Source organism: Sphingomonas koreensis (genome assembly GCF_002797435.1).
GTDB lineage: Bacteria > Pseudomonadota > Alphaproteobacteria > Sphingomonadales > Sphingomonadaceae > Sphingomonas > Sphingomonas koreensis.
On record NZ_PGEN01000001.1, the window covers coordinates 3,414,219 to 3,428,604 of the forward strand.

Consider the following 14,386-nt stretch of genomic DNA (forward strand, 5'->3'; position numbering starts at 1 on the left):
CCTTTGTTCATTCAGGCTCCGGAGGGCTCAGAGGACTTCGAACAGCCCCGCCGCGCCCATGCCGCCGCCGACGCACATCGTGACGACGACGTACTTGGCGCCGCGGCGCTTGCCCTCGATCAGCGCATGGCCGGTGCAGCGCGCGCCGGTCATGCCATAAGGGTGGCCGATCGAGATCGAGCCGCCATTGACGTTGAGCAGCTCGTTGGGGATGCCGAGCTTGTCGCGGCAGTAGAGGACCTGCACCGCGAACGCTTCATTGAGCTCCCAAAGGCCGATATCGTCCATCTTGAGGTTGAAGCGCTCGAGCAGCGCAGGGATCGCGAAGACGGGGCCGATTCCCATCTCGTCGGGCTTGGTGCCCGCGACCGCCATGCCGACATAGCGGCCGAGCGGGGTTAGGCCGCGCTTCTCGGCGAGCTTCTCTTCCATCAGCACCGAGGAGGAGGACCCATCCGAGAGCTGGCTGGCGTTGCCTGCGGTGATCACGCCGTTGGGAACGACCGGCTGGAGCGCCTGAAGGCCCTCGAGCGTGGTTTCGGGGCGGTTGCCCTCGTCCTTGGTGAGGGTGACCTCCTTCTGCGTGACTTCCTTGGTCTCCTTGTTGACGATGTTCATCGTCGCGGTGACCGGCACGATCTCGTCGTCGAACTTGCCCGCGGCCTGTGCGGCGGCGGTGCGCTGCTGCGACTGGAGGCTGTACTCGTCCTGGACCTCGCGGCTGATATTGTAGCGCGCGGCGACGACCTCGGCGGTCTGCAGCATCGGCATGTACACGTCATTGTGCATCGCCAGCAGTTCGGGATCGGCGGCGATCCGCATCTGCGGGGTCTGGACGAGGCTGATGCTCTCGACGCCGCCGCCGATGGCGATGTCCATATTGTCGACGATGATCTGCTTGGCAGCGGTGGCGATCGCCATCAAGCCGCTGGCGCACTGGCGGTCGACCGACATGCCCGAGACGCTGACCGGCAGGCCCGCGCGCAGCGCCGCCTGGCGGGCGATGTTGCCGGCCTGGTGACCCTGCTGGAGCGCGGCGCCGAAGACGACGTCCTGCACTTCGCCACCCTCGATCCCGGCGCGCTGGACGGCGGCCTCGATCGAGCGGGCGGCAAGCGTCTGGGCCGGCAGCGCGTTGAACGCGCCGCGATAGGCGCGGCCGATCGGGGTGCGGGCGGTGGAGACGATGACGGCGGAACGCATGGGGTGGCTATCCTTTTGCTATGATCGTTAGACGAAAATCTGGCTGATCCATTCGGCGATCATCGCGGGCTTGCTCTCGCCCTCGATCTCGACGGTGAACTCGACGGTCTGCTGCCACTGGCCGGGGCGCTTCTCGGCCAGCTCCAGCGTCTTGAAGCGGCCGCGCACGCGCTTGCCCGAGCGGACCGGGGTCAGGAAGCGGACTTTGTTGCCGCCGTAATTGACGCCCATCTTCACCCCTTCGATCCGGGGTTGCGGCGTGAGCGAGTTGAGCAGTGGCATCAGCGACAGCGTGAGGAAACCATGGGCGATGGTACCGCCGAACGGGGTCATCGCGGCCTTGGCGGGATCGACATGGATGAACTGGTGATCGCCGGTCGCCTCGGCGAACGTGTCGATCATGGCCTGGGTCACCTCGACCCAATCGGACACGCGCTCCTCGCCCGTGCGGGCGGCGAGCTGCTGGATCGTGACGGTCTCGGCGTCGGCCATGAAGGCTCCTGTTGGCATCCTCGCGGCGCATGTAGGCGCAACTTGACGCGCACGGCAAGGGGGTGCCTACTGCAAACGCGAAAACAGGGTCTTACGTAGCGTAAATCTGCGCAATTGAGTCCAAACCCAACATTCTAAGAAATCCGGTGCGAATCGTCACGCGGGAGATTCAGAGCGAGTCTGGCGCGGCTCGCGTTCGGCATAAGGCAAGATCAGCGTACCGTCGGGCGCTGCGGTATAAGTGGTCTGGGTGGGGTAGGGGATGCTCACGCCTTCCTGCGCGAACTTGCGGACGATGCCGACGATCACCTTGTCGCGGATCGCATGGGCTCGCGGCCAGTCGTCGCCGGGTATGTCGAACTGCAGCTTGAGGTCGATCGAACTCGGGCCGAATGCCTCGTAGCTGGAGCGCGCGACGGTCGCCCCCTGTGCCTCGACCACGTCATGTATCATCTGGGGGATTTGCTCGAGCAGGTCGGGCGCGGTTTCATAGGCGACGCCGATCGTCATTTCGATCCGCGTATGGTCGCGGCCGGAGATGTTCTGAATCTCCTTGTCCAGAAGCTGCTTGTTGGCGATTACCCGCTGCTCTCCGGTAAAGGTGCGGATGCGCGTGGATTTGAGGCCGATCGCTTCGACGAAGCCGAGCGTCTGGTCGTACTGGATCTTATCTCCGCGGCGGAACGGGCGATCGAAGATGATCGCGAGCGCGGCGAACAGGTCCGCGAAGATGCCCTGCGCTGCCAGACCGATCGCGATGCCGCCGACGCCAAGACCCGCGACAAGACCCGTGACGTTGACCCCGAGATTGTCGAGCACCACCACCAGCGCGATCGCGAACAGCGCGAAGGTGACCAGCAGGCGGATCAGGCCGAGCGCCGAGAGCAGCGCTTCGCCATGGTAGTTCTCGCTCTCGGTCCGTTTTTCGATGGCACCCAGGATGATCTCCCGCGCCCAGATCGCCGCCTGGAACACCGCGGCGACGGTGAAGAGGAAGCCGATCGTCTTGTCGAGCGTGGAGGGCGTGTTGGCGTAGCCCGACACGAGCCGTGCGGCGACCATGACGATGAAGAAATTGCCGGTGCGCGCGACCGCGCGGCCGATGATCGTACCCCAGCCTGCCGGGCCTTCCGACGTTTCGCACAATCTCATGCCCCAGCGGCGAGCCATGTGCAGGCCGAAGAAAATGACGGTCGCGATGCCCGCGGCGATCAGGATCTGGAGCCAGTGGCCCTGCAACCACGCGACACTGTCGGTGAAGAAGGCGCGGGTCTGCGCCTCGATCGCTACCGAATCGATTCCAGCGGCCTTTTCGGCGGCGGCGGTCTTGTTGGTCATTCGGGGTCCTTCAGGCGGCGTTGCGGGCGCTTGGCGCAGCCATAGCATTGTGCTCGAGAAAGGCGATCAGCCCACGTTCGGCGCGGCTGAGATGGCGGGTGGCCCGGGGCAGGGTGAGGGCATCGCGAAACGCCCGCTGCGCATCGCGATCCTTGGCGAGTTCGATCAGTTGGGGATGGACATAGGATTTGCGGGCGATGGCGGGGGTGTTGCCGAGTGCCTCGGTCACCGGCTCGAGCATCGTGTTGAGGCCGATGGGCGCCTCCGCATCCACCAGCGCCTCGAACGCGATCACGCTCGCCCCCCAGGTGCGGAAATGCTTGGCGGTGAAATCGTCTCCCATCGCGTCGCGGATATAGTCGTTGACGTCGGTCGAGGTCACCGGATGCGCTTCGCCGGCACCATCGAGCCAGCCGAACAGATGCTGGCCGGGCAGGTCCTGACAGCGTTTGACGAAACTGCGCAGGCTGGTGTCGGTCAGGGTCAGCGTGCGCAGCTTGCCCGACTTGGCGCGATACTGGAGCTTGAGGCTGGTGCCATTGAGCTTCGCGTGGCGCTTGCGCAGCGTGGTCGCGCCGAAGCTCTTATTGGCTTTGGCGTATCCCTCGTTGCCGACGCGGACATGGCCACGGTCGAGCAGGCGGACCACGGCAGCGACGGCGCGTTCCTTCGACAGCGAGCGTTTGCGCAGATCCGCTTCGATCCGCGCGCGAAGCCCTGGAAGCAGATGGCCGAAGGCGGCGCAGCGGTCGTACTTGGCCGCCTCCTGCGCGGCGCGGAATTCGGGGTGGTAGCGATACTGCTTGCGGCCGCGAGCGTCGATGCCGGTGGCCTGGAGGTGGCCGTTGGGATGGGGGCAATACCAGGCGTCGGTATAGGCCGGGGGCAGGCCCACGGCGTTCAGCCGGTCGATCTCGTCACGGTTGGTGATACGGTGCCCGTCGGTGTCCCAATAGCCCCAGCCCTGGCTCAGCTTGCGCCGCGTGATGCCTGGCCGGCTGTCGTCGCAATATCGCAGGCCGTGCTTCATGTGCTTGAGAATGCGCGTCTTCGCGCATCGTTCCGAAGCGGGACAGGAACCGTGCCCGCAAGATAGAGCGCCGCTGCGCCGGTTGGGGCATAGTCGCGCGAAACCATCGGAGTCTCTCCATGCGCCTCGTCCTTGCTGTTGCCGCCCTGCTCGCTTCCACCGCACCTGCGCTGCCCCAGGCGCACAGCGGGCCGTTCACCGTGCAGGAGAGTGGACGTTCCTATGCTTCGCTCCAGGAAGCCGTGTCGGCGATCGGCGACGGCCGCGGGACGATCCGTATCGCGCCGGGCCGCTATGGCGAGTGCGCGGTGCAGGAAGCAGGCGAGGTCAGCTTCGTATCCGAAGTGCCGGGCAAGGCGATCTTCGATCGCGCGATCTGCGAGGGCAAGGCGACGCTGGTGCTGCGCGGGCGCGGCGCGAAGGTAGATGGCATCGTGTTCATGCGCACGCTGGTCGAGGACGGCAATGGTGCGGGCATCAGGCTCGAGACCGGCGACCTCCACGTCACCAACGCGATGTTCATCGACGGCCAGTGCGGCATCCTGACCGCGAGCTTCCCGCAGGGGAAGATCACGATCGAGCGATCGACCTTTGCCGGCCTGGGCAAGGATCCGACCGGCAATGGCGCGCACGCACTGTACATCGGCGATTATGGCAGCCTGCGCATCGTCCAGTCGCGGTTCGAGCGCGGCACGGGCGGCCATTATGTGAAGGTGCGCGCGCCGCGGATCGAGATCCTCGATTCCAGCTTCGACGACAGCCAGGGCCGCAACACCAACTATTCGATCGACATCTCGAACGGCGCGACTGGGCGGATCGCAGGCAATTCGTTCGAGCAGGGGCCGAACAAGGACAATTACGCGACGATGATCGCGGTGGCCCCCGAAGGGGCCAAGCACAGCTCGGCCGGCCTTGTGATCGAGGGCAACAAGGCCTGGCTTTCCCCTGCGTTCAAGGAGCGCACGACGTTCGTCGGCAACTGGTCGCGCGATGCGGTGGTGGTGCGGGGCAACGAACTGGCCGACCGGATCGCGCCCGTCGCGCAGCGTTAGAAGCCGTCAGCTGATCGCAGGTGCGGTAGCCGCACCTGCGATGCATCGACTGAGATTATCGTACCTTGCCGCGGCGAACGAGGTTGACGATCGCAAGCAAGACGATCGCTCCAAGCAGCGACACGAGGAACGAGGAAATCGTCAGCGGCGCAGAGTTGATCGAGCCGCCGCTTAGCAGCAGGCCTCCGATGAATGCCCCGACGATGCCGACGACGATATTGAGAAGGATGCCCTGTTGCGCATCGGTGCGCATGATGATGCTGGCCAGCCAGCCAATGACGCCGCCGACGATGAGCCACACGATCAAACCCATCTTGTTCTCCTGTATCCGATTTGCAGACGACTGCCTTGCCGGTGCAAGGCTGCTCATATCAGCGCTTGCCGCGCAACGTGTTGAGAATGGCGAGTCCGACAACGCCTGCGAGCGCCGCCGACGCGAACGGGCGCTCGCGCGCAAACTGGCGGGCCTTGTCGAGAAGTGGAGCACCGTTGGTCGCGAGTGCGTCACGCGCCGCGCCAACCACTTTCTGCGTCTTGCCATTCAACTGATCGATCAGCCCTTCACCCTGAAGAGCCCGGTCGCCCGTCACGTTACCGGCGGTTTCCTTGATCTTGCCAACAATGTCGCGGCCTTCGCCCTGAAGAGTGTCCTGATTCATTTGCCTAGCTCCAAATTGCCTGGCGACAACGAGCCAATCCGGAAAAGGATCATTGCCGTATCTGCCTGGCGGTAAATCATGCCCGCTCGGTGAAGAATGCCGCGTGGCAGGCGGTTGCGACTGAGCGCTTCCGGGCGTTCAGCCTTTGAAGGCACCGCGGCTGCCGGACCGCGCCCCTTCCGGAACCCCTATCGCGCCCGCATGTTTTGATAGGTCGAAAGGGAGGGCCCATGGCCGAACTCGATGAACCTACCCAGCTGCTGATCCAGTCGAACAAGGCTGATGTCATGACCGTCAAGACCCGTGACGGTGACAAGCTCGGATCGGTCTATGCCTTCATGATCAACAAGCGCACGGGCGGGACGGCGTATGCGATCCTCTCGATCGGCGGTTTCCTGGGTTTGGGCAAGGCCTATTACCCGATCCCGTTCCAGCTGCTGCAGTTCGAGCCGACTTCGGACGCCTATGTCGTGACAATCGACCGACGCGTTCTTGAGGGCGGTCCGAGCTGGGCCGCCAATCCCCCGATCTTCGACCAGGCATATGCCGATCGGGTGGCGAGCTACTATCAGGTTTCCAAGCAGGATCTGTCGCTCGGCGGCGCGGTTGCCGGGGCGTCCGACGCCTAGCGCCGCTGCGACCCGGCCAGATCGCGCATCCGGATTGTTCGGCGCCGATCGACCCGTACCGAAAGCGGGTCCGCTAGTCGCCGTTGGCGTCGACCATGAAGACCATGGCCTTGCCCCGCGAGGCCGGATCCCACCCCGCCGACAGCGCCGCGCGCACCCCCCTTGCGGCAATCGTGTCGTTGATGTGGGAGCGCCCCTTGGGCAATCCTTTGAGGAGCCGCTTGGGTGTCGGAAATTCCAGCACCGCCTCGCGCGGCATATCGTGTTGTCGCAGCGAGACCGTCATGCCCTTCCAGCCATCGCCATCGGACAGCTGGGGTTCGCTCAGGAATTCCCAATCATAGTTGAATCCGTCGATTTCGACGGTTCCGCCAAGGGCGCGCGGGTGATGCATGGCGTGTCCCTAGCATGGCGATGGTCGCACTTCACCCGTCTCACTGATGGCGGAGCATCTTTTCAAACCCCTCATTCGCCTTGGTCATCCTGGCGAGCTTGCGGAGATAGGTGCGGACATGCCGTTCGAACCGGTCATCGTCATAAATGCCCGTCGCCGGATAGTCGTCCTGGCCGATGAGTTCCTTCAGCCGGCTCGCGAATGCCGCCTGATCGTTCGAGCACTCCGCCCCCTTCAGCGCGCGGCAGGCCCATTCCTCGGCGGCGGCCTTGTCATAGTCGTCGCGCGCCTCATAGCCGCGCCTGTCCGCGGCGGCCTGATCCAGCCGGGATACCTCGAACCGGCGCTCAAGCCATTTGCGGACCTGCTCGCCATCCCATGGTTTCGGCGGTGTCGTCATCGCTCACCCAATCTCCCGAAGTGACAATTGCCGATGTGTCGGGCCGTTCACATCGCTATAGGCCGGCGATCATCCAGACAGCCGGATCGACCCATGGCCCGCAAGAATTCGAAATACGACCCCTATGACCATTTGCCGCGCGAAGACGAGGCGCCGGCTGCGCCCGTGCTCTGCTGGCTGTGCGGTCGCCCGACCGGCACGACCATCGTCTGGCACCATCCCGTGCCGAAGAGCCGCGGCGGCCGCGATGTCGTGCCGATGCACTCGATCTGCCAGCAGACGCTGGTCGCCAATTTCACCAATTCCGAGCTGCAGCGTCACGGAATGGACGTGACGGGGCTGCTCGACAATCCGAATGTGCGCAAATTCGTGGATTGGGTGGCGAACAAGGATCCGGACTTCACCGCGACCATCACCAAGAAGCAGCGCTGATCGAGCGGCTTCGTCCGTTCTACAGCCCCATTCCACCCGCGACGTTGAGTTCGACCTGGCTGTCGAAGCCGGCGATCAGCGGGCGGCCTTTGGCGATCGCGGCCTGCACGGCTGGGAGCTGGAGCGAGGCCTTGTGGCTCTCGGCCTTGTCCCACACTTCGGTGATCCAGATCGCGTCGGGCTCCTTCACGTCCTCGGCGACGATATAGGCCTTGCAGCCCGGCATCGCATCGGTGCCTTCGAGCAGGATCGCGATGAGTTCGGCGCGCTTGCCGGGTTGCGCACGCATCTTGCCGAGCAGTCCGTACATGCCGTTCCTCTCCGTTGCCTGCGAATGGGGCGCAAGCAACGCGATGGCCAGTCCCCCGGCGATCGCGTGCCTGCGCCCGATGTTCACGTCACCATTCCTTACTTGGCGAGGTTCCGCAGCACGTACTGCAGGATGCCGCCGTTGAGGAAATATTCCAGCTCGTTGACGGTATCGATGCGGCAACGGGTGAGGAAGGTCTCGCTCGAGCCGTCGGCACGCGTCAGCTTGACCTCGACATCCTGGCGCGGGCGGAGACCCGCAACGCCGGTGATGGTGAAGGTCTCGCTGCCGTCGAGCTTCAGCGTCTGGCGGGTGACGCCCTCGGCGAACTGGAGCGGGAGCACGCCCATGCCGACCAGGTTCGAGCGATGGATACGCTCGAAGCTTTCGGTGATGACGGCGCGGACGCCGAGAAGGTTGGTGCCCTTGGCCGCCCAGTCGCGCGACGAGCCGGTGCCATATTCCTTGCCTGCGACGATGACGAGCGGGGTGCCGTCGGCCTTGTGGCGCATCGCCGCGTCGTAGATCGGCATGGTCTCGCCGGCATAGCTGGTCATGCCGCCTTCGACGCCCGGAACCATCTCGTTGCGGATGCGGATATTGGCGAAGGTGCCGCGGACCATGACGTTGTCGTTGCCGCGGCGCGCGCCGTAGCTGTTGAAGTCCGCCTTCGAAACCTGGCGCTCCATCAACCACTTGCCGGCCGGGCTGTCGGCCTTGATCGAGCCGGCGGGCGAGATGTGGTCGGTGGTGATCGAATCGCCGAGGATCGCCAGCGGCTTGGCATCGACGATGTCGGCGACCGGCGCCGGGGTCATCGTCATGCCCGCAAAATAGGGCGGGTTGGCGATGTAGGTGGAGGCGGCGGGCCAGCTGTAGGTGGCCGAACCCTCGACGTTGATCTTCTGCCAATGGGCGTCGCCGAGATAGACGTTGCCATAGCGCGACTTGAACATCTCGGAGTCGATATTGGCGTTGATCACGCCCTGGACTTCCTCGTTCGTGGGCCAGATGTCCTTGAGGTACACCGGACCGTCGGTACCTTCGCCGATCGGGGTCTCGATCATGTCCTCGGTCACCGTGCCCTTGAGCGCATAGGCGACGACCAGCGGCGGCGAAGCGAGGAAGTTGGCGCGCACGTCGGGCGACACGCGGCCCTCGAAGTTGCGGTTGCCCGACAGGACCGAGGCGGCGACGATGTCGTTGCCGTTGATCGCGTCCGAGATCGGCTGGGCCAGCGGACCCGAATTGCCGATGCAGGTTGTGCAGCCATAGCCGACAAGGTTGAAGCCGATCGCGTCGAGATCCTCGCTGAGGCCCGCCTTATTGAGATAGTCGGTGACGACCTGCGACCCCGGGGCGAGCGAGGTCTTGACCCACGGCTTGCGCGTCAGGCCCTTGGCGCGCGCCTTGCGCGCCACGAGGCCGGCGGCGATGAGGACCGAGGGGTTGGAGGTGTTGGTGCAGCTGGTGATCGCGGCGATCACGACGTCGCCGTCGCCGATGTCGTGGTCCTTGCCCTCGACCGCGACGCGGTGGCCGTTCTCCTTGCCATAAACCTTGAACAGGTCGCCGTTGAACACCTCATCGACCTTGTTGAGGCTGACGCGGTCCTGCGGGCGCTTGGGGCCGGCGAGCGACGCGGTGACGGTCGCCATGTCGAGCTCGAGCGTGTCGGTGAAGATCGGATCGGCCATGTCGTCGTAACGCCACATGCCCTGCGCCTTGCAGTATGCTTCGACCAGCGTGACGGTGTCGTCGTCGCGGCCGGTGAGGCGCATGTAATCGAGCGTCTTGTCGTCGATGCCGAAGAAGCCGCAGGTCGCGCCATATTCGGGCGCCATGTTGGCGATGGTCGCGCGATCGGCGAGCGTCATCGTCGCGAGGCCGGGGCCGAAGAACTCGACGAAGCGGCCGACCACGCCGCGCGCGCGCAGCATCTGGGTGACGGTGAGCACCAGATCGGTGGCGGTGATACCTTCCTGGAGCTTGCCGGTCAGCTTGAAGCCGACCACTTCGGGGATGAGCATCGACACCGGCTGGCCGAGCATCGCGGCCTCTGCCTCGATGCCGCCCACGCCCCAGCCGAGCACGCCGAGGCCGTTGACCATCGTGGTGTGGCTGTCGGTGCCGACCAGCGTGTCGGGATAGGCGACGGTCGTGCCGTCAGCGGCCGTCGAGCTCCAGATCGCATCGGCGATGTACTCGAGGTTCACCTGGTGGCAGATGCCGGTGCCGGGGGGGACGACCTTGAAATTGTCGAGCGACTTCGAACCCCACTTCAGGAAGTCGTAGCGCTCCATGTTGCGCTGGTACTCGAGCTCGACATTCTCCTCGAACGCCTTGGGCGTGCCGAATTCGTCGACCATCACCGAGTGATCGATGACGAGGTGGACGGGCACCTGCGGGTTGATCTTGGCCGCGTCGCCGCCGAGCTTGGTGATCGCGTCGCGCATCGCGGCGAGATCGACCACGCAGGGCACGCCGGTGAAATCCTGCATCAGCACGCGCGCCGGGCGGTACTGGATCTCGCGCTCCGGCGCGTTGGGGTTCTTCTGCCAGTCAACGATCGCCTGGGCATCCTCGGGCGTGACGGTGACGCCGTCCTCGAAGCGGAGCATATTCTCCAGCAGCACCTTCATCGAGAAGGGGAGGCGGCTGACGTCGCCGAGCTTCGCGGCGGCCTTTTCCAGGCTGTAATAGCTGTAGCTCTTGCCGCCGACGGTGAGCGTTTCACGCGTTCCGAGGCTGTCCTGGCCGATGGCTGTCATTGGTGCGGGTCCCTTTCCCTATCTATGTGCCACCGGAGCGGCGTGGGGGAGGCGGCTGGAGAGCCGCACGGGCGCGCCGGTGCGAAGCGAATGCGAAGATTCGCGAGGGCCGATAGCAGGGGAGGGGGGCGGGGGGAAGGGGAGCGGTGGTTGGTTGCGCGGAAGGCAAGGTTGCGGGGGCTAGGAGGGGTGGCTGAAGAACGAATGTCGGAACTTCAGCGGCCCGCTTCCTCCCCCTCCGTCACGTTTCGCGTGCCACCTCCCCCTAAGGGGGGAGGATCAATCCGCCCTAGCTGCCCTTCAGCCGGGGGCTCCAGTCCTCGACGGCGCCCGACGCCAGCCGCTTCTGCGCGAGCAGGCGCCAGCGTTCGGGCAGCAGGGTGAGCGCGGCGATGGCGCGGAGCGCCTCGCGGTCGAGCATGTCGACGTAGAAGACGCGGCGGATACGCTCGACGGTCCAGTCGGGGGCGAGGCGGTCGGTCAGCCGGACGGTGTCGCCGGGGGCGACCACGCCCTCCTCCAGCACGCGATAATACCAGCCGGTGCGGCCGCTCTCCTGCATGCGCAGCGCGACGCCGGGCGCCTCGAAACGCAGGTTGAGGCGGAAACAGGGCTGGCGGCCCTGCGACACCTCGACCAGCGCCGTGCCGATGCGGAAGCGGTCGCCGATCGCGACATCGGCTTCGGTGAGGCCGAGGGTGGCGATATTCTCCCCGAACGCGCCTTGGCCGTCGAGCAGCGGATGGTCGCCGAGATCGGCGCGCCACGCGGCGTAATGGTCGCGGGGATAGTGATGCACCGCCTTGTCGACACCGCCATGGACGCGGGTGTCCCCCTGTTCGTCACCGGCGAGGCCGAGCGCCGTGAGGCGGAGCGGGCGATCGGCCGGCTGCTTGGCGATCGCGCTGGGGATCGACTTCGGCCCGAGCGGGCGGACCGGGGCGGTGTTCAGCGAGAGGATGGTGGGGTGGGGGAAGATCGATTCTCCTCGATGCCGCGTCCCTGCGGCGAAGCCGAAGCTTCGCCCGGCCCGTTAGCAGCGAAGGAGAATAGGCGGAAGGGCCGGCGAGGCCGTCAGGAGAGAAGAGTGCCTCGCCGGCCCCGCCGCGGGGCCGTCCGGGAGGAGCCGGCCCCGCGGCGTTAGAAACGGAATGCGAGCGTTGCGCGCATCGAGTGGAAGTCGAACCGGTTGGTATCGCGGCGGAAATCCGTACCGCCGGCCAGTACGAACGGGTTGGTCGCCCCGGCCGTGCCCTGAGTCACGCGGATGCGGGCGTCGTCGTCATTGTAACGGCTGTAGAGATATTCGACGCCGACCGAGACATGGCGGCCCAGCTTCTGCTCGATCCCGCCGCCGGCCTGCCAGCCCCACGCGTCGTCGCTGCCGACGACCGCAAAGGAATTGGCGGTGTTGCCGGTGGTGAAGCTGTGGTCGAGTTTGGCATAAGTGCCGCCGAAGGTGGCATAGGCCAGGGTCTTGGGTCCCAATGTGTAGCCGGCGCGGGCGCGGAGCGCGGCGTTCCACTCAATCTCCCGCGTCATCGTGTAGAAGGCGGGCGTGGTGCTGAACGCCGACACGCTGTCGCGTATGTCGGACTTTCCGCCTTCGACGACGAACCCGACGACGAACTTGCCATATTGCCGGTCGCCGCCGAGGCGCAGGTGATAGTCGATGCCGTCCTTGTCGTTGGTGCAGGCGGTGTTGAGATTCGACGTCGCGGCGCCGTTGCAGAAACCGGGCGAGAAGGCGTTGGCCCCGCCCGCCGTGGTGATCGTCTCGCCAAAGCTGCCGTTCGAGCCGCGATCGAACAGGATCCGCTCCCCGACATCGTTGTTCTGGACGGAATAGCCGACCGAACCCCCGATATAGAAACCGTCGAACTCGGCCTCGCCATCCTGCGCGAGCGCGGGCGTGGCGAAGGCGATCGCGGCGATACTGGCTGTGAGAAATCTGCGCATGTGAACCTCCCCTTGTGGGGCTTCCCGAAGCGGCCCGCGCGAAAGGGTGCGCGGGCCGCCCCCGGGGAAGCTCAAGGCATGAGGACGGTGTCGATGACGTGGATCACGCCGTTCGACTGCATGACATTGGCAATGGTGATGTCGGCGTGGCCGCCCTTTGCGTCCCACACCTGCCAGCCCTTGCCCTTCTTCGAGAAGGTCAGCGTGCCGCCGGCGACGGTCTTGTACATCGCCTTGCCGCCATTCTTCATCGCCTTGGCCGCGATATCCTGGGCGGTGATCCGGCCGGGGACGACATGATAGGTGAGGATGCCGGTGAGGGTTGCCTTGTTCTCGGGCTTCACCAGCGTGTCGACGGTGCCGGCGGGCAGCTTGGCGAACGCCGCGTCGGTCGGCGCGAAGACGGTGAAGGGACCGGGACCGGACAGAGTGTCGACCAGCCCGGCGGCCTTGACCGCGGCGACCAGCGTCGTGTGATCCTTCGAGTTGACGGCGTTCTGGACGATGTTCCTCGTCGGGTACATCGCGGCGCCGCCGACCATCGGGTTCTTCTGCGCGGCGAGCGCGCCGGTGGCGACCAGCGCCATGCCGGCGAACCCGAAGGCGATTCTGGATAGAGTACGAGTCATCGATCTGCTCCTCTTGGATGGCACCCCCGGGGAGGTGCTGGCCAAGCTACGGAGCGGATCGCGCCGCGGATGCAGACGCGGTCCGGATTTTCGAGATTTTTTCCGGCGCCGTGCGATCATGGACTTCGCGAAGTGCTGCGCGCGCCATGGCGGGGAATCGCGCACGTCCTTCGAGTCGCAGGCCAGCCGTTTGAATATGGCGGAGCCATATGTTCTCAAAATGTTCTTTCCTACACGCGCCGTTTTGTATAACTGGATTCCCTTCGACGCAGATGCGGGGCGAGGGGAGATGCACAAACCGAACAGTCGCTGGAGCCGAGACACCGAGATCGCGTTCCTGCTGGCACTCAGGCAGACGGGGAATGTCCAGCTTGCCGCCCGGACGATCGGCCGGTCCTATGGTGCCGCTTATGCGCGGCGCAAACGCTATCCGGAATTCGCGCTGCGGTGGATCGAGGTGGTCGATGCGCAACAGGCCGAATGGGCCGCGCGGCACGGGGTTCCGGCTGATCGCGAGGAATCGCATGCGCGGCTGGACGGGTTCACCCCGCTGCGCCGCCGCGCCTTCCTGCGCGCCCTGTCGGAGACCGGGCAGTACAAGCTGGCATCCGAACGGGTGGGCATTTCGGAGACCGCGGCGCGCAACCTGCGCGGGCGCGATCCCGATTTTGCGCGCCAATGCGAGGCCGCGCTGCAGCGCTCGCCGCCACTCATCGAGCAGATTGCGTGGGAGCGCGCGGTCGAGGGCTGGGAAGAGCCGGTGGTGGTGCGCGGCGAGGTGGTCGGCACGCGGCGGCGCTTTTCGGAATCGCTGCTGCGGATGCTGTTGGGACAGGTGCAGGCGGCGCGGCGGGTCGAGGCGGCGGCGGAGGCCAAGGCCGGGAAGCGCGGGCCGCGCATTGCGACGCGCGAAGAGACCAACGCCCGGCTGATGAAGCTGCTCGCCGGGACGGGCCGCAGGATGCGGGCCGAAGCGCGGGCGAAGCAGCTGGCCCAGGCCGAGGCGTGGGAGGCGATGCAGCGCGACGCGGGCGGCGGCGATGGCGACGGCTGGGTGCGGGGGGGAACGCGAGGCCCGGGCAGGTGAG

At 65.7% G+C, this 14,386-nt stretch carries 17 protein-coding genes; 4 read left to right on the forward strand and 13 right to left on the reverse strand.

Annotation, left to right across the window (positions count from 1 at the left end; translation table 11 throughout):
* Positions 1 to 27: 27 nt before the first annotated feature.
* The 4 genes from BDW16_RS16235 to BDW16_RS16250 all read right to left on the reverse strand — a co-directional run bounded on the left by BDW16_RS16235 (position 28) and on the right by BDW16_RS16250 (position 4,063).
* A complete protein-coding gene (locus BDW16_RS16235) occupies positions 28 to 1,203 on the reverse strand; it encodes an acetyl-CoA C-acyltransferase (protein WP_066573805.1) in 1,176 nt (391 codons plus the stop codon).
* A 27-nt stretch (positions 1,204 to 1,230) separates the two neighbouring features.
* The gene (locus tag BDW16_RS16240; RefSeq protein ID WP_066573807.1) at positions 1,231 to 1,695 is read right to left on the reverse strand and encodes a MaoC family dehydratase; all 465 of its coding nucleotides are present in this window, start codon (positions 1,693 to 1,695) and stop codon (positions 1,231 to 1,233) included.
* Positions 1,696 to 1,851: 156 nt separating this feature from the next.
* A complete protein-coding gene (locus tag BDW16_RS16245; RefSeq protein WP_066573810.1) occupies positions 1,852 to 3,033 on the reverse strand; it encodes a mechanosensitive ion channel family protein in 1,182 nt (393 codons plus the stop codon).
* A gap of 10 nt (positions 3,034 to 3,043) precedes the next feature.
* Positions 3,044 to 4,063 carry a DNA topoisomerase IB gene (locus BDW16_RS16250; protein WP_066573812.1) on the reverse strand — a complete coding sequence of 340 codons (1,020 nt, stop codon included), beginning with the start codon at positions 4,061 to 4,063 and terminating at the stop codon, positions 3,044 to 3,046.
* 119 nt (positions 4,064 to 4,182) lie between these two features.
* Here BDW16_RS16250 and BDW16_RS16255 point away from each other — a divergent pair, with 119 nt between their 5' ends.
* Positions 4,183 to 5,115 carry a right-handed parallel beta-helix repeat-containing protein gene (locus BDW16_RS16255; protein ID WP_066573814.1) on the forward strand — a complete coding sequence of 311 codons (933 nt, stop codon included), beginning with the start codon at positions 4,183 to 4,185 and terminating at the stop codon, positions 5,113 to 5,115.
* 55 nt (positions 5,116 to 5,170) lie between these two features.
* Here the strand turns inward: BDW16_RS16255 and BDW16_RS16260 are convergent, their stop codons facing one another.
* Together BDW16_RS16260 and BDW16_RS16265 are read right to left on the reverse strand one after the other, a co-directional pair.
* The gene (locus BDW16_RS16260; protein ID WP_066573816.1) at positions 5,171 to 5,428 is read right to left on the reverse strand and encodes a GlsB/YeaQ/YmgE family stress response membrane protein; all 258 of its coding nucleotides are present in this window, start codon (positions 5,426 to 5,428) and stop codon (positions 5,171 to 5,173) included.
* 58 nt (positions 5,429 to 5,486) lie between these two features.
* Positions 5,487 to 5,774, reverse strand: a complete 288-nt coding sequence (locus tag BDW16_RS16265; RefSeq protein ID WP_066573818.1) for a CsbD family protein — start codon at positions 5,772 to 5,774, stop codon at positions 5,487 to 5,489.
* A 230-nt stretch (positions 5,775 to 6,004) separates the two neighbouring features.
* On the opposite strand from BDW16_RS16265, the gene BDW16_RS16270 reads away from it, so the two are divergent.
* Positions 6,005 to 6,403 (forward strand): PRC-barrel domain-containing protein, encoded by a 399-nt coding sequence (locus tag BDW16_RS16270; protein ID WP_066573820.1) that lies wholly within the window; start codon positions 6,005 to 6,007, stop codon positions 6,401 to 6,403.
* A 73-nt stretch (positions 6,404 to 6,476) separates the two neighbouring features.
* On the opposite strand, the gene BDW16_RS16275 is transcribed toward BDW16_RS16270, so the two are convergent.
* A complete protein-coding gene (locus BDW16_RS16275) occupies positions 6,477 to 6,797 on the reverse strand; it encodes a hypothetical protein (protein ID WP_066573823.1) in 321 nt (106 codons plus the stop codon).
* Positions 6,798 to 6,837: 40 nt separating this feature from the next.
* Positions 6,838 to 7,197 carry a hypothetical protein gene (locus BDW16_RS16280; RefSeq protein WP_066573825.1) on the reverse strand — a complete coding sequence of 120 codons (360 nt, stop codon included), beginning with the start codon at positions 7,195 to 7,197 and terminating at the stop codon, positions 6,838 to 6,840.
* Positions 7,198 to 7,290: 93 nt separating this feature from the next.
* Here BDW16_RS16280 and BDW16_RS16285 point away from each other — a divergent pair, with 93 nt between their 5' ends.
* The gene (locus BDW16_RS16285) at positions 7,291 to 7,629 is read left to right on the forward strand and encodes a hypothetical protein (protein WP_066573827.1); all 339 of its coding nucleotides are present in this window, start codon (positions 7,291 to 7,293) and stop codon (positions 7,627 to 7,629) included.
* 19 nt (positions 7,630 to 7,648) lie between these two features.
* On the opposite strand, the gene BDW16_RS16290 is transcribed toward BDW16_RS16285, so the two are convergent.
* From BDW16_RS16290 to BDW16_RS16310, 5 genes are all read right to left on the reverse strand, one after another.
* Positions 7,649 to 7,939 (reverse strand): putative quinol monooxygenase, encoded by a 291-nt coding sequence (locus BDW16_RS16290; RefSeq protein ID WP_066573981.1) that lies wholly within the window; start codon positions 7,937 to 7,939, stop codon positions 7,649 to 7,651.
* 98 nt (positions 7,940 to 8,037) lie between these two features.
* A complete protein-coding gene (gene acnA, locus BDW16_RS16295; protein ID WP_066573829.1) occupies positions 8,038 to 10,710 on the reverse strand; it encodes an aconitate hydratase AcnA in 2,673 nt (890 codons plus the stop codon).
* A gap of 289 nt (positions 10,711 to 10,999) precedes the next feature.
* Positions 11,000 to 11,689: an MOSC domain-containing protein gene (locus tag BDW16_RS16300; protein WP_066573831.1), complete on the reverse strand. Its 690-nt coding sequence runs from the start codon at positions 11,687 to 11,689 to the stop codon at positions 11,000 to 11,002.
* A gap of 161 nt (positions 11,690 to 11,850) precedes the next feature.
* Entirely contained in the window at positions 11,851 to 12,669 is an 819-nt protein-coding gene (locus tag BDW16_RS16305; protein ID WP_066573834.1) for an outer membrane protein, read from the reverse strand.
* 71 nt (positions 12,670 to 12,740) lie between these two features.
* Positions 12,741 to 13,298 carry a fasciclin domain-containing protein gene (locus tag BDW16_RS16310; protein ID WP_066573840.1) on the reverse strand — a complete coding sequence of 186 codons (558 nt, stop codon included), beginning with the start codon at positions 13,296 to 13,298 and terminating at the stop codon, positions 12,741 to 12,743.
* A 289-nt stretch (positions 13,299 to 13,587) separates the two neighbouring features.
* Between BDW16_RS16310 and BDW16_RS16315 the strand changes: the two genes are divergently transcribed.
* Entirely contained in the window at positions 13,588 to 14,385 is a 798-nt protein-coding gene (locus BDW16_RS16315; protein ID WP_100362786.1) for a hypothetical protein, read from the forward strand.
* Position 14,386: the final 1 nt, after the last annotated feature.